The 18,706-nt window shown below is 53.1% G+C and carries 14 protein-coding genes; 9 read left to right on the top strand and 5 right to left on the bottom strand.

The features are described 5' to 3' along the window. Window positions 1-480: 480 nt before the first annotated feature. Both SM753_RS19735 and SM753_RS19730 read left to right on the top strand, forming a co-directional pair. Window positions 481-750 (top strand): hypothetical protein, encoded by a 270-nt coding sequence (locus tag SM753_RS19735; protein WP_323192811.1) that lies wholly within the window; start codon window positions 481-483, stop codon window positions 748-750. Between the two features lie 16 nt (window positions 751-766). Next, window positions 767-1,576, top strand: coding sequence for a hypothetical protein (locus SM753_RS19730; protein WP_323192810.1), 810 nt, complete (start codon window positions 767-769; stop codon window positions 1,574-1,576). A 20-nt stretch (window positions 1,577-1,596) separates the two neighbouring features. Here SM753_RS19730 and SM753_RS19725 read toward each other — a convergent pair whose 3' ends face one another. Next, entirely contained in the window at window positions 1,597-2,814 is a 1,218-nt protein-coding gene (locus SM753_RS19725) for a hypothetical protein (protein WP_323192809.1), read from the bottom strand. A 1,195-nt stretch (window positions 2,815-4,009) separates the two neighbouring features. Between SM753_RS19725 and SM753_RS19720 the strand changes: the two genes are divergently transcribed. The 4 genes from SM753_RS19720 to SM753_RS19705 all read left to right on the top strand — a co-directional run bounded on the left by SM753_RS19720 (window position 4,010) and on the right by SM753_RS19705 (window position 8,396). Beyond that, window positions 4,010-4,678, top strand: coding sequence for a recombinase family protein (locus SM753_RS19720; protein WP_323192808.1), 669 nt, complete (start codon window positions 4,010-4,012; stop codon window positions 4,676-4,678). Between the two features lie 85 nt (window positions 4,679-4,763). Next, window positions 4,764-5,993 carry an AAA family ATPase gene (locus SM753_RS19715; RefSeq protein ID WP_323192807.1) on the top strand — a complete coding sequence of 410 codons (1,230 nt, stop codon included), beginning with the start codon at window positions 4,764-4,766 and terminating at the stop codon, window positions 5,991-5,993. Continuing rightward, a complete protein-coding gene (locus SM753_RS19710; protein WP_323192806.1) occupies window positions 5,993-7,750 on the top strand; it encodes a restriction endonuclease in 1,758 nt (585 codons plus the stop codon). The genes SM753_RS19715 and SM753_RS19710 overlap by 1 nt, the downstream gene beginning before the upstream one ends. A gap of 7 nt (window positions 7,751-7,757) precedes the next feature. After that, entirely contained in the window at window positions 7,758-8,396 is a 639-nt protein-coding gene (locus SM753_RS19705; RefSeq protein ID WP_323192805.1) for a hypothetical protein, read from the top strand. A 60-nt stretch (window positions 8,397-8,456) separates the two neighbouring features. On the opposite strand, the gene SM753_RS19700 is transcribed toward SM753_RS19705, so the two are convergent. Both SM753_RS19700 and SM753_RS19695 read right to left on the bottom strand, forming a co-directional pair. Beyond that, window positions 8,457-8,840, bottom strand: coding sequence for a hypothetical protein (locus SM753_RS19700; RefSeq protein ID WP_323192804.1), 384 nt, complete (start codon window positions 8,838-8,840; stop codon window positions 8,457-8,459). A gap of 183 nt (window positions 8,841-9,023) precedes the next feature. Further along, window positions 9,024-11,153, bottom strand: a complete 2,130-nt coding sequence (locus tag SM753_RS19695; RefSeq protein ID WP_323192803.1) for a DUF262 domain-containing protein — start codon at window positions 11,151-11,153, stop codon at window positions 9,024-9,026. A gap of 103 nt (window positions 11,154-11,256) precedes the next feature. Here SM753_RS19695 and SM753_RS19690 point away from each other — a divergent pair, with 103 nt between their 5' ends. Next, entirely contained in the window at window positions 11,257-12,054 is a 798-nt protein-coding gene (locus SM753_RS19690; RefSeq protein WP_323192802.1) for a hypothetical protein, read from the top strand. Between the two features lie 991 nt (window positions 12,055-13,045). Here SM753_RS19690 and SM753_RS19685 read toward each other — a convergent pair. Together SM753_RS19685 and SM753_RS19680 are read right to left on the bottom strand one after the other, a co-directional pair. Beyond that, entirely contained in the window at window positions 13,046-15,712 is a 2,667-nt protein-coding gene (locus SM753_RS19685; protein WP_323192801.1) for a DUF1156 domain-containing protein, read from the bottom strand. A gap of 120 nt (window positions 15,713-15,832) precedes the next feature. Then, entirely contained in the window at window positions 15,833-16,111 is a 279-nt protein-coding gene (locus SM753_RS19680) for a hypothetical protein (protein ID WP_323192800.1), read from the bottom strand. Between the two features lie 452 nt (window positions 16,112-16,563). Here SM753_RS19680 and SM753_RS19675 point away from each other — a divergent pair, with 452 nt between their 5' ends. Both SM753_RS19675 and SM753_RS19670 read left to right on the top strand, forming a co-directional pair. Continuing rightward, window positions 16,564-18,402 carry a DUF262 domain-containing HNH endonuclease family protein gene (locus SM753_RS19675; RefSeq protein WP_323192799.1) on the top strand — a complete coding sequence of 613 codons (1,839 nt, stop codon included), beginning with the start codon at window positions 16,564-16,566 and terminating at the stop codon, window positions 18,400-18,402. 83 nt (window positions 18,403-18,485) lie between these two features. Then, the gene (locus SM753_RS19670) at window positions 18,486-18,698 is read left to right on the top strand and encodes a hypothetical protein (RefSeq protein ID WP_135829422.1); all 213 of its coding nucleotides are present in this window, start codon (window positions 18,486-18,488) and stop codon (window positions 18,696-18,698) included. The last annotated feature ends 8 nt before the right edge of the window (window positions 18,699-18,706 follow it).

Here is an 18,706-nt window from a genome sequence, read left to right as displayed (position 1 = left end):
AGGAATCAGTCCCTCAATCGCGTGAGAGACAGAGTTATCACTCACGACACGAGTAGTGTCTTTTGCTGTCATAGCTGGCAGCATCTGCCCGGTGCTTCTACCACCGGGCGGCGGTTTCACGCCGTCATAAGGTAATGAACGGAGTATAAAAACTATTTGTATAGTTAGTGAGCAGTCAACGATTTTGATGATCTCCGGCCATAGAAGGTGGGTGAGGCTACGCAGTTAGCAGAAACCTAGTTCGGATCATATGCTCTCATTGAAGTTTTATTAATTCACTATCCTCTGTGGTGGAAATCAGTAAGTAGGATTGCGAACTTCACTTTTCGAACTGCTCATATGATGAGAGGGCTTGCCGTAGCACCCCTATCTCATCAGAATCATTCTTCCCTGGAATGGAAAATGTATTTTGCTTCACACCCCTAATAGTCTCCGGGTGGGTGGAGTACCCTTTTGATGGTGGCCTGTCGGGTATAGCATATGGAAGAAACACACGAAGGGCTACTAACTGGTCACAACTTTTCGAACGGAGAGCACTACTACACTGTCACAGTTCCTCGTCAAGGTAAAACGGATAAGCCAGTCTTCCACTTGGAGGAGGAAGAAGAGTCGATGCAAGCAATCCTACAGTACAACGCGTATTCAGACCTGACCGAACTTCTTAATGACCGACTATCGAACACGGAAATATTAGTCAAAGAAGTAGATAGTCAGTATGAGGTTGCAGTCGAAGAAATGAATCAGGCGTGATTCTGGAGGGGATCATATGAGTGACGATGCCCTCCAAACCCTCTTGTCTCAATTTTCGTATTTTATCGTAGAGCAGAATTTCGACCATCAAGACTGGGAGCGGATTACAACTGAGCAAGGAGCGGTTGACACTGCGAGCAAGATAGACCGTTTCTTTCGAAGCTGGAAATGGGGTGACGAAGACCGCGCACATAACACACTACGTTTTTTAAAGGTGCTTTGCGACCGTGGCGACGAGGATACCGCTCTTGCCATTATGGGTCAGGCTTACGATTTAGTTGGGGGCGCTGATGCGGAAGAGATTGAGGAATACCCGGCACTACAGGCCCTCGAAGATGAACAAATACCACACGCAGATAGCGTTCCGTTGTTCACACACACTTCTGAATCTTTCATCGATATTGAGAAAACAACGGATGACTTCTACGACGACCTCATAGAGAATCTCAACAAGTGCTATCGGATTGGTGTGTACGATGGGACATTCGTCCTAACTCGAAAACTGTTAGAAAATCTTGTCATTGACTTACTCCGAAAGGAGTACCCGAAATCGTATTTGCGGATGTACTATATCCCCGAATACGGTCGTTTCAGGAACTTCAGCGAACTTCTAGAGGTTTTTGAGTATCGTCTCAAAGACTACCAGTCCTACTCGAATGGGATGAATAGAGAGCTCATTTTGGACATCAACCGATTCCGTGAATCTGCGAATTCAGATGCTCATTCGATAGTTCGGAACCCAGAGCAGGAAGAAATCAAAGACCTCGGTGAAGACGCCGAACACGCAGCCAAGGTGATGTTCCGGGCTCTCCGTAATATGGATTGAACAAATCCCGTGTCACTTGATTATCTCAGGTTGAAAACTTTGACAGCGACCTTGACCGATGTACCTGAGTCAATATTGAATCGGTTCACGTCGTGATCATCGTAACCCGGTAACTCTGTCTCAAACTGCTCGTGACTCTTCGTCGCCCTCTCCGCCTTCTCACGCACCTCGTCGAATCTCGTTCTCCTAGAAAACATCATCAAACACGCGTGCGAATCCCGGACCGTTAGATTCCCTATGAGCTGATCCATAGCGTCTACAAACTGAGCCTGTCCAGACCAGAACTTACACTCCGCAACGAACAGATTTCGATTCTCATACGGAAGCAAAATATCCGTCTTCCCACCTCGGTTGAAAGACTCGCCCTGTGCGATCCCAGCGTAGTGAGAGTTGATCCCTGCGAGAAAAATATCACGGAGAGACTCCTCATCCAGATCACGAATCCGTTCCGCAGATCGTTCGATATTCACGCCAAGATCATCAATAATCCCGAGAACCTCTGAATAATGGTTATCTGGAAGGATATCCGGAGAACTGCTGTCCTCAGGTTTCGGAAGCTCAATACTCCGCTTCTTCTCAGGGACTACGAACCCCTGGCTTCCTGAACCGCCTGTATCGACACCGAGATCCTCCATAACCTTTGTCTTGGTTTCAACCTCACCTCGACGTCTTTCAATCGCCGAACAGGCCTTGTTTTCAAATTTCTCCCGCATCTGTCTGATGTCGGAGTTGAGGTTTTCAACCCACCACCGGACATTATCCTTCCAATCCTCGATATCAGAGCGAAGGTTCTCTTTCACCTCTTCCGCATCCCGGTTCCGCGTCCGAAAATCGAAGTACCTCACAACCTCAGTACTCCTGAGCTTGTCGTACAATGGTGGACTGAGGTTGAAACTGCTAGGCTTGTAGCGGAATAGCTCCTTATCGCCGTCAAACTGGAACTTTACTTTCAGCCTCTCGTATTTCCTAGTCGGTGTGCCTCGACCACGGCTTGGAATCCCAGTCCGGTTTTGAACTTCTTTCTCAACCTGCCCACCGTCCTTTTTGATAACATCGTGAAGTTCGATCTGAGAAGGAGTATATTTTGAAGAGAAGATAATCGCTAGAGAGTCTGTACTGTTCTCATCCAGTTCTTCCGTGGTAAGCGATGAGATCTCGTCCTTCATCTCTTCCTGCTTCTCTCTTTTTAGGTCGAGGAAATTGGAATCACAGAATAAAGAACTTCTATTCCTTGTCATCACCAGGATAGTCTTCGGTCCAACATATTGGTACTTTCCCCACGCTATGGACTGGTGGTCGATATCGTGGATTAGTCACCCCATGTGCTTACTAACGCACACGAGATCTATTACGAGTCGAAGTTTTCAACAGAACCAGCCAGCTCTCCTTACCGGTTGAAGTACGATTGATCCCCAGAGTTCCCTAGGATCCCGCACCGGCTTTATGGAATATTCGACAAACAGCTGATTCACCGAGATGACGATTATTCACGTGATATCTTGAGTCTCGACTTGCGAAGTGATATACGACTGTTTATGTGGCTTTCTACACTGTGTTTAGTTGCCGTGAGAGTCAACACACGGCACTCACGAGAAAGAATGTGTTCCCTGAAAATGCCGGACTATCGTGTGTGGCGTGGTGGCTACCACGATGGTCGTACCGGCATCAACTCGAAGCGCAATCCTGCTTAGTAGGACAATTCGCCCCATCGGATCAAATCACCGTTTATTCGAGTAGATCAGGTCTGGTACAGTGACGTGATGTAATCCAGACCCCAGAGTGGCAGATACCCTTAGGAACTGTGTCACTGATCATACTGCCATTGTTCGAGAAACCCCGGTTTCTCGAAGACACGGAATAGTACTAAATATAGGCCTATCTAAAGGCCTATACAGAGATGCCAAAAACAAGAGTCAGCCAGGGGGCGAATGGACAGTACAAGGTCACTGTTCCAAAGGGTATCGCGGAAGCGATGGCCTTGGATGGCCAACGACTAGAATGGAAAGTCAAGTCGGGGAACACATTGGAGGTGACTGTTGTCGATGAGTGATGTTGCCGTGCTTGAATGGAATACCGAATGCTGGAAATGTGAACGGGAGACACCCGTTGTTTGGCCAGAGGAGAGTCACCTGAATAGTGACGTAGGTGAGAAGCTAGCGAAAGCAGGTGAGTACCCAGTCCAAAAGGTGTACAGTAAGACCCAGGGGAGAGAGGTTTGGGGGAATATCTGTGAACATTGCGACTCATACCAAGGAAATCACTATATCGAGCAGGAGGCTCTTGAGCAGGATCCCCCGTTGGTAGAGTGTAACGTCTGTGGAGAGATGCACGAATGGTATCCCGACAGTGGGATGGGAGGCGCATTCGGACAAGGTTGGATTGATTGTCCCGAATATGGCGCGGTCCCGGTCGGTGACCCCCGAGGTGAAGACGATGGCTAAGGTAATCGGATACACCCGCCTCTCACAGGACTCAGATGCCTCTATTGAGCGCCAAAAGCGTCATATCCGGGAATACACCGATGAACACGGGATGCCACTCGAACGTATCTACGACGACGGCGAGCGAACGTCGGGTTGGGATGAGAGCAGGGAACAGTACCAACAGGCCCGGAGTCGTGTCCAATCTGGAGATATTGATGCGGTTGTCATCAACGATAAACGCCGTCTCGCACGCGACTTCGACGAAACGATGAGACTCATTTTGGATCTCCGTGAATACGGTGTTGAAGCCCATACCTTCGAAGAGGGCGAGCTTGACCTCTCTGACCCGGTCCAGGCTGCCGTCGAAGTCCTCCAAGCAGCCAGCGAACATGAGGCTAAGAAGAAGGAAATTGAGCGCGCACGCGAGGCTGTCCAAGAGCGGGTGGACAAAGGATACGATCACGGTCGCCCTCCAATCGGATTTCGATTCGATAACGAGGGGAAACAATGGGTGCCTGATCGGAACGGACAATTTGAGATCGTCCTCGAAGCCATCCATATGGTTGAGGCCGGATCGACCTACCGTGAGGTGGAGGACGAACTGGATATTGCCCCAGCAACGATGTCCGGTATAATGGACAGGAGAGATCAGTATCTCAATGCCAGTAAAAACGGTTAGATGAATATAGGCACCTGCGGGCCAATAGGAATCTGCTTGGCTCTTGAACGGGATTTTATATACTCAGAACTACCTGTATCTGGTAATGAGCGATTCGTCGGACGACTATACGCTTGAGGATGCGCAAGACGAAGTCGGAATTCTTCGCCGTGTGACCGACGACGTCGTCGAAGCAATCCAGAGCGCGGAGAACGAGGAGGTACTGGAGTTCCTGATTGAGGACGAAAAACTCGACGTGATCCACGACGGCGAGCGGGGGTTGGGGCAGGTCCGACGTGCCGTACTTGAATCTCCATTGGCGTCAGATCGACTCAAGCGTGTCGTGAGTCTCCGCGGTGACGAAACGCCTAAAGAGATACTCGTTCCGAACGACGTTGAGCGGAACGCGAAGGTCGCGCTGGAAGCGGGCAAGCCAGTCGTCCTGTATGGGCCGACCGGGACAGGGAAGACAACGTTTGCTAAGCAACTCGCTCGTGAAACCGGAATCGGATACACCCTCAACACTGCCACTCCCTCGTGGACACCGTCGGACATCATCGGCGGCATCAGTCCGGACTACACCGGCGACTCGCTAAGCTACCGGACGAAACTTGGCTGCGTGTCCGAAGCCGTTCAGCGTGCTCGCCGGTTCGACGTCGAATACGGCGTCATCCTCGATGAAATCACTCGGGCAGACATCTCGAAGATCTTCGGCCCGCTGTACACCGCCATCGAGAACCCCCATCAGACCATCTTCGAGACCGATGAGGGCGAGACCATCGAACTGGACGAACGGGTGAACATCATCTGTACGATGAACATGTCCGACCGGACGGTGAACGAACTCGACAACGCGATCACCCGCCGGTTCGCCATGATCGAGTTGGACGAATACGAGGAAGACAAGCGCAGACAGTTGTTCAAAGACTGGATCACCACGCACGTCACCGACCACACGGACCTCGGCGAAATCGAGATCCTCCGCCTGTTCGAGCGGGACTACCAGGGGATCAATCACGGTCACGAATCGACGTCGCAGGGTTCGATTATGCGGTTTGGTCCGATGCACTACCGCGACGTTGCCGTCTTCCTTGGCGTCGGCTGCCGGGAAGGCGGCGAGTACGAGTACGATCAGACCGACGCGGTTGGACAGGCGTTCCGGACGTACATCGTCCCGCGGCTCCTGAACGCAGCCGCATTCCCGCAAATCGAGCGCATCGCGGAACACTACCGCGCGATGAACGGCGAGTTCGAGGAGTTCGATCTCGCGCCGGCAGCTGAACTCGCCGAACGGGAACTCGAACAGGAACGACGCCAGATGGGCTCCTACGAGTAATGAGTACGGTTGACGAAGTTTACGAGTACGGGCAGGACACCTTCAACGTCCCCGAACGCGGGGAGATCCGGATAGAGGGCTGTCCGTCGTCCATCGGGGATCAACTTCGTCGCGCGTCCTTCACACAGGAGAGCCCCGGCGTCTTCACGAAGAGTCAGGCGGCACTCGATGGCGAGCAAGAGTACGAAGTTGTCACGGTCACCGTAGACGGCGACGAAAACGAGGTACTCCACGTTGAGGCGACGGACATCATCGGCGTCGTGAGCCTCACGCCGTCGTCGAAGGTGCAGGTCGATCCGAAGATCGACTGGGAACACATCTTCGACATGCTCCTGGCCGTCTACGACCAGAACCGGTCTATCGAGTATCACGGAATCCCGCTGCAGGACTTCCTCTCCGACGACATCCATCTTGACGACGTGTTCGTGGTGCTGGCGATCAACTACCTGGATGGCTTGGAGACGATCCACCGGCAGGGGTACATCCGCGACTTGGTCATCCGCCGCCTCGACAGTCTTGACGGACGGGGGGAGATCGACGTCGAACAAACGCTGTTGAACCACGGGCGCGGGACGTTGGAGCCACACTGGATCCGCAACGAGACCGAGTATGACAACGCTGCGAACTCGCTACTCCACTTCGCTGGAAAGACGCTCCTTCGACTCTTCCGACAGAACACCCACGAAAACGACCACCCTGCATACGATCGAATCTTCTCGGAAGTACACCGCGAGGTGGAGCGTCTGGAGAGTATGGGTGTCAGTAGCGGGTTGGACCGGATGGACGAGTATCGACGCCTCTCACTCAGCGACCTTCCAAAGCAGCGACGGTACTACCAGAAGGCGTTCGATGTTGCCAAGGCAGTGATGTCGTCGTCACTCGGTCAGCAACTCCGTGACGGCCCACGGGAGCTGGTCGTGGACTACGTCCTGAATATGGAGTCGCTGTTCGAGCAGTACTCGCAGGTCGTCATCGAGCGCGAACTCTCGTACATCAAGTCCTACGACCACCTCGGAGACCTCGACGACGTGACACCCGTCCGGTCACCATCGGTGAACCCGTTCGAGGGTGAAGGGCAGATATACCACGAACCGGACCACGCCCTGCAGGAAGGTGACGAGACACTGGCTGTACTGGACTCGAAATACTACGCAGAGGGTCACGATCCAGTGAAGGAATCTCCGTCCAGATCACGGCTCTTCAGTTACGCGTATCTGCTTCACTCCGATCGACTCGCGTTCCTGTGCCCACTCCTCGAACCGAAGCGACGGCGAGTCACCCAAACAGGTGCCGAACTGCAAATCGTTTCGCCCGAGCAAGAGTTCACGTTGGGCGGATACGGCGACGTCGTTCACGACTATCTGCACGACGTACTCGTCCGCAAATCCGCTGAACTCGAAGCCTTCCGCGCCGTTGCGGAGAACCGACTGTGCCTGGATGGCGTCGAAGAGACGGATCTGAGCAACGCGAAGTCGATGAGCGGTCCGTTCACGTTCAAGGATGCTCGGGATTTCTCCTTGCGTGTTCTCAAGGCTGCCGCCGACGAACACTCCTGGGAGGTCCGAAACCGGTACGACTTAGAGCAAGATGGCGACTGGACACGAGAGCAGATCGAAACGCGGTGTGAGCAGCGCTACGAGCATACGACGACATGCGTACCGGTGTTCTGTCGTGACCAGGGGCAAGAGTGGATCGACCTCTACTTCCTAGGCGGAGGGGGGGACGTTGAGAAGGAGGGCCCATTGAAGCTCTTATAGAGATAGTATGTACCAAACACCGTACCAGTGGACGACCAACGAAGGAACGACACACGTCTTCTACGACAATAATCTGCCTCCGAGCGAAGGATTCGGCTGGGATAGTCTCTGTGACAAAGAGAGAATTCCCATTGAAGGAGAGCACTTCGAACTCCAAGAGGATGTTACAGAGGAGTCGATAACGTGCGAACGTTGCCGTGACCAGCTCGGCAAATCGTATGTATGTCTTGGTGACGATGATATCGCAGGTATTCGAAGTTGCTTGGTTAGAATTCGCCGGGATGGTGAGGGGGTACTAATCGGGGCTCGTCGTCTCTGTCGGGGGAGACCTCTCCACAATGAAATCTCGTTCGAGCCTACGTCCTTTACGGGGGATCTTCAGACAGAGATGGACGAGGTTTGCGAAGACTGCTGGCAGAACTACGTTGATCGCCAGTGGAGCGGCGACGTCGAAGGAGGAGAGCTTCAAGTCGAATGCTGGGTAGATGGTGAGAAAGAAACGTACTATGCAGCATCCGTTGAAGCAGTTAATACGGGCCCGAAAGCGAAGCTTCGACTGACCAGTGAGAACGGTCTCAAACAGGAACTTGCCAGAGAGGAGATCGACTCAATCACACTAACGCCAGCACAAATCGTGGACTACTGATTCCGTCAGTGGAGCAGTTTCTTCAGAGAGGCTATTGATTCCTTGGTTCAGAGCTTCTGGTCAGAACGGGGCCACGAGCCACTTGCCATCCTCTTTCCGTTCAAGCTGGGGGCCGAAAACCTGCTGGAGAGAGTGAAGTTCGTCCTCGTACCGGAGATCGTACGTTTTTCCACTTCGATGGAACGAACCTTCGACGATGAACTGTACTGTCGGACTTTGGTACTCTAAATCGTTTGCACATCGATCCATCTCATGGGCCAACTCATTCGCCAGATCCTCATCCGCCAAGGCATCTGCGAGACCAACAACACTCACACTATCCGGAACATCGTCGTCTTGGAGTCGCTGTACAAACTCTTCCACAGGAATCTGATGCTCGAAGGTCTCATACGCACCTTCGATAACGAGATTGTAGCGTCCGGGTATCTGTCCGGGGCCTGCCATTACGCATACAACGTCTCCGAAGGGACAAAAATGGATACGGTAGCGTGGTCACGTATCTCGCCAGAACTTCTAACCCTGTCAAGATGGGATTGTAACCCTCTAAGGAATTGTCCCGCATTTAGTCCACAGGCACCAAGGAAAACTCGGGGGTGCGAGGTTTAGACGGATCGCGGAAACCGAACGTTAGGTAGGAACTTCCACGGTAAGAGCATCGTCGGTGGGCGACCAGGTATGCTTGTTCTGCTCAGCGAGACCAACGTTCTGGAGGCGACTCAGAATCGAACCCACCTTGTTTCGTTCTGTACCGTTCGAATTTGGTTCTTTGAACGGTGAATCGGGAAGTTCGCACACATCGCCGTGGATAACGCGGCGAACCGCGCCGCCGGTGTTCTGGCGAAGTGCCTTGAGGACGAACTGTTCCTCCTTCGTAAGCCGGTCAATGGCGTCTGAAGGTTCTTCAACACCGCCAAGACGTGTCTCAGGCGTCGCCCACTCTTTGAGAACGAACTCGATTATCGCCTCCTCGCGGTCCTGGATATTTTCGACAGACCACTCGTCGTAGTTGTCCTGGATGTCCCACTGAACCCAGAGCTTCGACTCTACGTACCCTTCGTCGCGCTTTGTCTCGAACGCAGCGTTCCCCCATTTCGAGTTCCACGATCTGCTCGCCAACGTGAGATTCCCGAGACGGTGAACATATGCATCATACCGAGCTTCGGGACTTGGATACTCGTCGGCATCCTGGATAGGGAGTTCGTCAGGACTCTGTGGCCAGATGTGTTCGACCGTGTATTCGTTGCTCATTGCTTCCGAGAGCGTTGGTCCCCCACGCTCACCCTTCTCGTCAGCTCGATGTTCGTTGTAGAAGTAGAAGAGGTACCGGAGATCCTGTGAGCTTGCTTTCGAGTAGAGGTCAGAAGCGGACAATGATCGCCGGAACTGGGAGTCGTCCTCGTATCGGTTCATCAGGGAGACAACTTTGCTCACCCAGACATCCGCAGGGCTGTCCTTGCTGAGGTTCCGTGTACGGACGTAGAGACTGGACTCACCAGTGTGGCTTCGATGGTTGCCAATGGAGTAGACGCGGAATATGTACGTCTCAATGGCGTTCAGGAGCTCCTGTCTCCCATCCTCATCGAGGTTCGGCCACGCTTTGAGGAGCAACGGGTAGAACTTCGTCGCATGACGCAGGCGATGTATCCGATGGACGAGAGTCGAAATTTCGTCATCACCGGTACAGTCGAGTACTTTCGCTAACGCGTTGAATCCTCGCTCCAAGCTGTTGGTGTAGTCTTGGATGTATTCCAGGCACGCCTGGGGATCCTCCCTTCGAAGCGTACGAACGTGTTCTTTCAATTCGCTGAGGAAGGCAGGATCGCTGTACTCGTCAGAGTTCGACCAGTCGAAGTACGAGATGAAGTGGTACCGCTGGACTGCATCATCACTGATGTCGGTGATGTACGGTGACTCCAACATCGTTTGGTGGTCATTGTACATCTCCCCGAAGGACTGCCGAATGCGGCGAATGGTCGCTTGGGCCTCGCCTTCGTCGTCCGCAGCGAGGTAGGCCATCCGCATCAGGAAGGACTTCGTCTTGTCGAACGTTGAGAGTGATCGACCACGATCATTGACGCTGTCGAAGATGAGCGTCGCCTTCTCGGGGTTGGCTGCGTCAACGACGTACACCATCAGTTCAAGTTCGAGGATGGTTTCCCAGAGTTGCTTGAGTTTGGTGGCGACGTCTACGGGATTAACATCAGGGGACGCAGTGAGATCATCGAGTTGCTCGTCGAAGTATTCCTTCGCCTCGATCATCTTCCGCTGGGATGGGCGCTCCGGTTCGTGAAGGTCGTGCCCAGTAAGCAGCCATTCGAGATACTTGTTGTCCTCCTCGTCAAGTAATTGGAGCTGGTAGATGTTGTCCTCAATGAGAAGTGTCTCGCGCATTTCTTCGACGTCGCCGAGTATCTCGGCCTCGTGATCCGTCTCCGGTGCGATATCTTCCAGGCACTCCGTCATCGATCGCACCAACAGCGCAAGCGAGGTGAGGCGCTGTTGGCCATCGATGAGGAGGTTGATCGGTTTCTCTCTGGAAGAGCCGTATCCACCAGTACTCCTGCCGCTTTCCGTTTCATCCGTCTTCTGGATGATGATCGTCCCGAAGTAGTGCTGCTTGTCCGGAGGTAGCGTATAGAGGTCAGTCCAGAGGTCGTCCCACTCCGGTTCGGTCCACGAGTAGTACCGCTGGTACTCCGGAACGTGGAACACCCCTGCTGTCGTCAGTTCTTCTAACGATTTCTTTCCCGATTCCATACACCTGATTGCTCAGAGAAGGCAGAAAGTTCCTGTGGGAATCACGCTGCTGGAGTTGAAGCATCCTCAACAGATTTTTCGGCAGTGCATAAGACGGATGCATATGGCTCAGGTCGAATGGACGTTCTCGGACGAGGAGATCGACAACGTTCTTGAAATAATCTCCGACCAAGAAGACGACCCGTTCGTGCAGAAACGACGGGAACAGAACGTGAACGAAGCCGAGATCGAAATCACTCCGGATCAGTTCTGGAATGCGCATCTCGCAGCACTACTTACCTCCCAGCAGCGCTCGGGACCGGACAGTCATGTGTCCATATTCCTGAAGAACGAGATTCAGACGGTGAGTCTCGATCAGTGTCGGGATGTCGATGACGTCAGCGGATTCGTCTCCAAGACGCTCGAAGAACACGGAGGGATTCGGTACTACAACAACATCGGCGATGCCTGTGAGACGAATCTTGAACGACTGGACTCTGGAGGGTGGGACGAACTGTGGAGTGAACTAGAGCTGTTACGGGAGGCACGAACGCGAGAGCCGAAAGCCGGCGATCCGGGGACGGAGCGGGAAGTAGCGACTTACTTGTCCGAGCGGCTCGCTGGTGATGGACTCCACAGAGTGGGATCGAAGCAAGCGCGGAACATCCTTCAGATTCTCGGTCTAACGAGGTTCGAGATCCCACTTGACTCTCGTATCACGAAGTGGCTAAACGCGAACTTCGATCTCCCCTACCACGTCTCCGGATCAGGACTCAGCAACCCGGAGTATTACCACTTCCTCATGGACATCGTGCAGGATGGCTGCTCAACAGCCGAGGTGCTACCCTGTGTCTTCGACGCCGCGGTGTTCTCAAGCTACGATACGAACTGGACAGAAAGTGATGCCGACGAAATCTTCTAAGAAGATTCAATCAGAAATCAGCTAGTCCACATCTGCTGGTCGGATTCGTCAGATGTCGGTGTCTGTTGATCTGAATCAGCAAAATTCGACAAGAGCGTCTGTTTCTTGTTTCTTGGAGGGAATACAGCGGAATCGTTGATCATGATCTCTGTTGCTGGTGCAACTGTCGGATCAGTCTCCTGTAACAGTCGGTAGGCATGCGACGTAGTGAGTACCGTCATACATTCACCACAGACCAACTCCGGATCTGAATCATCGAGATGAATCTGATACCGGGCGGGTTCGTCACACCAACGACACTCTGACCTTCCGCGCTTTAATTGTTCCATCAGTTTCTCTGACCTCATCCACCGTTTGGCGATCTCTTTCAGTTGGCTATGTTCTCTTCTCTCCAAGTTGATTGTCAAACTTTGCCGATGGAGAGTGTTGCGTAGGTGTTGCAACCACGGACTCACCTGAGAGATGTCGTCGCTCTGAGATTGGAACTCAATCTTATCATCTATATCATGTAGGATTTCCTGTCGTTCTTCCCATGTGATCGAGATTGTACTGAATGCCTCTATCTCTTCTACGATCAGGACTCTACGCTCCGTTGCTGCCACCAGCACCACCTCTCATTATATAGGAACTCACTGGTCGAACTCTTCGTGGTTGGTGGATGGTGTCGGTAGACAGCCACCGAACCAGATTTTGAATCATCGGGTCGGGATGTTTCATCGCTATCATACTCCGGAATTGGTCAAATAACCAGGTGCGTAAAAACCTCTGGCCTGAGAACACCGTGATATCGCCCCTATAGAGCCTATACGGCCAATATTCGGATTGAGAGTCTGGGGAGTAGACTCACAGCACGACCATATCGCCGACTCACCTTAGACAGGTCATCAAACACTGGGTACGGCAAGCAACAGAAGCACTCCCGGCGAGAGTCTCGAAATGGTTTATCGAAAAGCGCCACCGGGAGTTGTCTTCGCGTCCAGCTTCGGGGTTCCTATTCGCCGTAGCTCGTGATGTCTCGATCCCCGAGCACACGCGTGTACGTGTCGTCGCCGGTTACGTCGGCGAGCCGACCGGCGAGTTCGCGCAGGTCGTCATCGACGTCCCACTTTTCGACGTAGTTCTGGACCGCCTGTCCCTTCTCGTAGCGATACCGCAGGAACTGGAGCTTATCGAGATTCGAGAGGTGTTCGCCGCCGTCACCGTTGGCGCGCTCCTGGATGTAGGCCTGGCGCTTCTCGTTGTCCCAGGTGCCGAGTTCGAAGCCGTCGTCCTGGTTGTATAGGTGCGTCTCTTTCAGGTCCTCCGGCGTGGCGTTCGTCCCACGGCAGAGCTTGTTGACGTCGTCGAAGGAGGGGTTCGACGTGTCGAGCAGGTCGATGAACACGTCTTCGACGCCGATGTCGCTGGCTTCCTGGATGATACCGTATATCTCCTGGACGACCTCCTTCGCGTTCATAATCTCGCCGTCGCGTTGCACCTTCCCGTGGTGCTTAGAGTACTCGCGGAAACACGCCCCCATCTCCATCACGCCGATGTCTCCGCGCGAGAGGTCACGGTTCTCTTCGAGTTGTTGGCGGGTACGGCGAGCCGTACGGTAGATGTCGCGGCGGAGGGAGTTCCACGAAGCGGGTTCCGTATCGTCAATAGGGCGAGCGACGACGACAATATCGAAGGAAACTGCTTCCCCTCCGATAAATTTGTTAATGTCCGCTGTGATTGGGTATGTCGCTGTTACCTCGAAACCAACATTACAGAGCGATTCAAGCAGTTCACCCCACGACTCAGAGTCACTGTGGTGATAGGTAAACGTAAGCGAGCCGTCGTCCTTGAGCGCTTTCTTGATAGCTGAGAATGCCTGACCAAGTTCAGACTCGAAGTCTTCAGCGGTCTTGTCTAAATAGGGGTTTGTGACGATTGATTCTTCTCGGGGAGTTTTATCTTGGTCGAATCCGGGATATTTGTCTTCAAGAAGAATCTTCTGCCAGACATAGAAGTAGTCAGCGACCTCAGAATACATGACATTATCATAGTACGGTGGATCAGTAATGACTGCATCAAATTCATCGACAGAATCAATTGAACGAACATCCCCTTGGGTCACTTCGAAGTCACCACCAATTGAATGATTAAACGGTTCTGTCTCTTTCGTTTCTCCATTCTGAATGTGCCTCTCGGTAGGTGAGTTAGCATATTCTACGCCCTTGATAACTCCCTTAACGGTAGAACGGAACGATCCTAAACCGTACTCCGTCCCCCAAACATTCCCTTCGGTCGGCTTCAGTGGTGGATCAAATGAGTTCGTTTTAAAAATATCGTGAATGTGGTTCCGTGTGTGGTGGTAACCCACCATGAAATTAGTATATCTTAGAGAACCACTCAGTGCTAACAGAAGGTATTCTGCCGCTTGTTCGTCTTCTAATTTGTCAATTGATTCCAGAATCTTGGCAAGACAAAGTAACTGACGTGAGGTGAACATATCCTGCCATTCTTCATAACCATGCTCAAAGACAGGATTTCGTTCAGAGGTCATATGGCCGGGAGGGATATCTTCGTCGGGGAGGAATTCGTGAAGTTCCTCATTGTCATCCAGCATTTTTTCCGCTTCCTGAGCAAGTTGTCTATCTGCCTGCTCAGCTGCTTTGTACCCTTTCACCTCTGCTTTGTCACAACCGTTGTCATCGCACTCCGCACAGTAGTATTCGACGCCATAGAAGTGAATATCGTAACCACCCTGCTCTTGGACAGCCTCTTTAATTCCGTACTTTTGCCCACATTCAGGACAGTTATATTTTCCACCCCGAGAGACGTTTCCCTCTTTGGGAATAAAACTGTAGCTACAGTCATTACAGACACATTCTGACTGCCAATCATCTACACGCGTAACCGCACCACAGTCTGGGCAGAGAACGTTGTACTTGTCATCATTCTCGTAGCGACCCTTCGCCACGCGGTAGTCCTTGAACAACGGAACCGTGTGCCCGCAGGAGACGCAATCTAACTCCTTCACCCAGAAGTTGTACATTACATCGGCTTTGTGGTCGCCGTTCGGACAAGGCGTCTTATAGTACTGCGTAATCTCGTCGGAGATGTCCTCCTTCACCTGCTCGAAGGCCTCTTCAATCTTTTCGACATCGGTCTCACCGGCTTCGAGTTCCTTCTTCGTAACAAACCACGCTACGGGATTTAGATCGTTACCGACGACCTCTGCACCGAAGCGCGACGCCTCTACGAGCGACGTGCCGCCACCCATGAACGGGTCGAGAATCTTCTTGTCCTCGACGCGGACGTCCTTCGGGTAGAGTTCCCAGAGGCTCTCCGGATCGGACATATCTACACGTTCGAGCAACGAGGCGATGTCAAGGTCGGACTCGCCGTCAACGTCGTCACCATAGGCCGCGAGTGTGCTCCCCTCGTGACCCGGTTCGAACACCGAGACCTTCTCCGGGTCGTCCAGCAACGTGTAGAGTGAGATGGCGCGGAAGACACAGCCCAGGCGTCGCGCCCACCACTTGTGCATCGCGTAGGTCGGGCGGTAGTACATTTGTGCCCGGCCCTCCTTCTCGGCGATCTCGTTCACGCGCTCGATGGGGAACCCGCGTTCGATGGGGAGTTCGGTCCGCTCCTGCCGATCCTGTGAAGATCCAGATTGTTCAGACATTATTCAGTATGTAGAAGCGATACGCCACGAGCCACATAAGTGTGCGTTCTTCGCAGTAACATCTCAGTGAAGCGAGCTTCGTTGGTATCTCGAAAGGAGACGGAACGTCGAAGAAGTTGCCTACTCGTCGTCAGAGACGAGTGTTTCGAGGTCAGTCACGTTCTGGATGGCGTCGGATGCCAAGTCATCGTGACCCGTCTCGATGGCGAAGCCGGCTGCCTCAGTCATTGCCTGGACCATCTGTTCTACGAACATTGAGTCACTCATGACGTACTCTCCAGCCACCTGTAGTGCTCGCCGACTCTCTGTCAGCGGTACTCCGACCACGTCTTCGATCTTAGTGATGATCTCTAGCGATTCGTCGATCTTCTTCGCGCGGTTGATCGTTTCTGTCTGCATAGTGGGTTGGACCCGAACAACTACAACCGCCAGTCATTTTTAAAGGTAAGCCAGAGGGTGCGGAGGTGATTGATTTGGTACTCGCTCCCGAATCGCTACGATTCGGTAATCTCCGGAAATACGTTGTTTTGAGAGGTTAGAACGACTGTGCGTGACAAAAGAGGCGGACGAGAATTACTCACAGAGTTCCGAAATGGCCCAGACCTATAACAGCGGTGCGAAGTGGTTCGACGCCAGAAACTGATGAGCTCTCAATGAATTGTTTGTGAATACACGACGGAGCGGAGGTTCGGCCCAAAGACGTACCAACATAGGGGAAACCCCGGGTTCGTTGGGAAATCTATAAACTCACTCGCGCGATGGTGACATCTTCCCGCCCTCACCTTCGGATTCGGGTGATGAGTTAGTCTTGGAACCATTTATACAACTCTCCACGGAACATTCGGTCATCGATGAAAGCAGACACCCTCGATCTAAAGGATATCTTTCGGAAGGACACTCGGTACGTCGTTCCACGGTTTCAGCGGCCGTACGTGTGGAAGGAGGAAGAACACTGGAAGCCGCTCTGGGAGGATCTCCAACTTGTCGTGGATGAACTGATGAATCGACAAGCAGGGGCGAGTAACCAAATCGAACGACAGGAAGCGCAACAGGACACCTCCCCGCACTTCCTGGGAGCCATCGTCCTCGATCAGCAATCGACGCCGACGCAGAAGTTGGAGACGCGCGAGATTATCGACGGCCAACAGCGCTTGATCACACTCCAAGTTCTGCTGTCCGCCGTGCATTCTGTGGCGACTGATCTCGCTCACGAGGAGTCGGCGTCGTTGGTGGAGAAGCTGATGTACAACGACACGGATCTGACCACCACCGATACGGATCGGCTGAAGGTCTGGCCGATCGAAGCCGATCAGGACGCGTTCATCGACGTGCTGACCTTCTCTGACCCGGAGTCAGAGCACTCCAAACTCGATGGCGACGACAACTTGGAGGAGTGCTTCCGGTACTTCAGAGACGAAATTCGGGAGTGGGCAGAATCTGGAGACGAACCCACCGAAGAACATCTCGATGCGCTTGTCACGACGATGTGGCACCTGCTCCGTGTCGTCGTCATCGACCTCGAATCTAACGACGACGCACAGGTGATCTTCGAGACGCTGAACGCCCGCGGAACACCGCTACTCGCCGCCGACCTGATCAAGAACTATCTCTTCCGGGAGGCGACGATCCAGCAGGACGATCCTGGCGACCTCCACGACAAGTATTGGAAGCAGTTCGACGAAGACGAATGGCGCGTCGATGTCTCGCAGGGACGGCTCGACCGCCCGAAAATAGACGTATTCATCATGCACTGGCTCACGATGGAAATGAGCCAGCAGGTCCGCGCGAAGAAGCTCTTCCCGGCGTTCCGGAAGTACCTCGATAGGACCGACAACTCGGTCGAAGAGATCGTGAAGGACATCGACTACTACGCGTCCATCTACGAGATCATCTCTGAACCCGACCGTGGGTCTCGGGAGGGGATCTTCTTCCACCGACTGGATATCCTCGATACGACGACGCCGTACCCGGTTCTCCTCTGGATCTTCGGCCACGAGGACATCCCGAAGGAACAGCGGGTGAAAGCCGTCGAAGCAATCGAGAGTTGGCTGATGCGTCGGATGCTCTCCCGACTGACGTCGAAGAACTACAACAAGATATTCATCGAGTTGCTGGACGAACTCAAGGAGCGGGACAACGAGCACGTCGGCGACGTCGTCGTCGAATTCTTCCGGAGTAAAGAAGGTGAGAGCGACTACTGGCCTGGTGACGACAAGCTGACGGACTCGATGGTGAACATGGAGTACTGGGCCGTCATCAATCAGCGACGCCTCAAAATGGTGTTCGCGGCCATCGAACGCGAGTTGCGTAACACCGGGTACAGCGAGACGGTAGAGTTCACGCAGGATCTGGAGATTGAGCATATTCTCCCGCAGAAGTGGTCCACCCACTGGTCGCTCCCAGGAGACCGACCCGCTGAAGTCGAACGGATGGAACGTGACGATGCAAAGGACCGAATCGGGAACCTGACCATCCTCACTGATAAGCTAAACCCCTCTATTTCGAATGCAGCGTGGGACGATAAACGAGAGGCGGTTCAAGAGCACACTGTCCTACGGCTGAACAAGCACTTGGTTACGAATTGGCCTGACGAATGGAACGAAGACACGATTGCTGAGCGTGGCGAGTGGCTCGCAAAGCAAGCGAGTGAGGTCTGGCCCGAACCGGGTTCAGAGTACTGGGACAGATAGAAGCACACTAACACTGTTCCCCATCGATTGTTGAGTTAGGCGGCAATCGAACAGGCTATCCAGCGTGCTGAGGATGGTTCGATATGGCCGATTTGCTGGAAGTACGAGAAGATGGAGACTCCGTGATTTCTGGAACAGTAAGCAGAGATGAGCTTGAAGCGGAACTAACACCGCTGAACCCACGCAGTTTGTTCGATAGACGACTGAAGACCGTTCTGAGGGATATGCTGGATGAGGCGGACGGTGACGAAATCGTCGTCGAAGCCTTAGTCAGAAACGCGGACGCCGACCAGTAGAAGAAGCG

The organism is Halostella sp. PRR32, from assembly GCF_034808085.1.
Classification (GTDB): Archaea; Halobacteriota; Halobacteria; order Halobacteriales; family Natronoarchaeaceae; genus Halostella; species Halostella pelagica.
Note: the sequence above shows the minus strand (reverse complement) of the source record. Positions and strands in the feature narration are given on the sequence as shown.

Bases quoted from the DNA above. Each gene is read 5' to 3' on its own strand.
- SM753_RS19735 (WP_323192811.1), top strand. From the start codon at position 481: ATGGAAGAAACACACGAAGGGCTACTAACTGGTCACAACTTTTCGAAC.
- SM753_RS19700 (WP_323192804.1), bottom strand. From the start codon at position 8,840: ATGGCAGGCCCCGGACAGATACCCGGACGCTACAATCTCGTTATCGAA.
- SM753_RS19695 (WP_323192803.1), bottom strand. From the start codon at position 11,153: ATGGAATCGGGAAAGAAATCGTTAGAAGAACTGACGACAGCAGGGGTG.
- SM753_RS19725 (WP_323192809.1), bottom strand. From the start codon at position 2,814: ATGACAAGGAATAGAAGTTCTTTATTCTGTGATTCCAATTTCCTCGAC.
- SM753_RS19730 (WP_323192810.1), top strand. From the start codon at position 767: ATGAGTGACGATGCCCTCCAAACCCTCTTGTCTCAATTTTCGTATTTT.
- SM753_RS19670 (WP_135829422.1), top strand. From the start codon at position 18,486: ATGGCCGATTTGCTGGAAGTACGAGAAGATGGAGACTCCGTGATTTCT.
- SM753_RS19675 (WP_323192799.1), top strand. From the start codon at position 16,564: ATGAAAGCAGACACCCTCGATCTAAAGGATATCTTTCGGAAGGACACT.
- SM753_RS19690 (WP_323192802.1), top strand. From the start codon at position 11,257: ATGGCTCAGGTCGAATGGACGTTCTCGGACGAGGAGATCGACAACGTT.
- SM753_RS19685 (WP_323192801.1), bottom strand. From the start codon at position 15,712: ATGTCTGAACAATCTGGATCTTCACAGGATCGGCAGGAGCGGACCGAA.
- SM753_RS19710 (WP_323192806.1), top strand. From the start codon at position 5,993: ATGAGTACGGTTGACGAAGTTTACGAGTACGGGCAGGACACCTTCAAC.
- SM753_RS19715 (WP_323192807.1), top strand. From the start codon at position 4,764: ATGAGCGATTCGTCGGACGACTATACGCTTGAGGATGCGCAAGACGAA.
- SM753_RS19680 (WP_323192800.1), bottom strand. From the start codon at position 16,111: ATGCAGACAGAAACGATCAACCGCGCGAAGAAGATCGACGAATCGCTA.
- SM753_RS19720 (WP_323192808.1), top strand. From the start codon at position 4,010: ATGGCTAAGGTAATCGGATACACCCGCCTCTCACAGGACTCAGATGCC.
- SM753_RS19705 (WP_323192805.1), top strand. From the start codon at position 7,758: ATGTACCAAACACCGTACCAGTGGACGACCAACGAAGGAACGACACAC.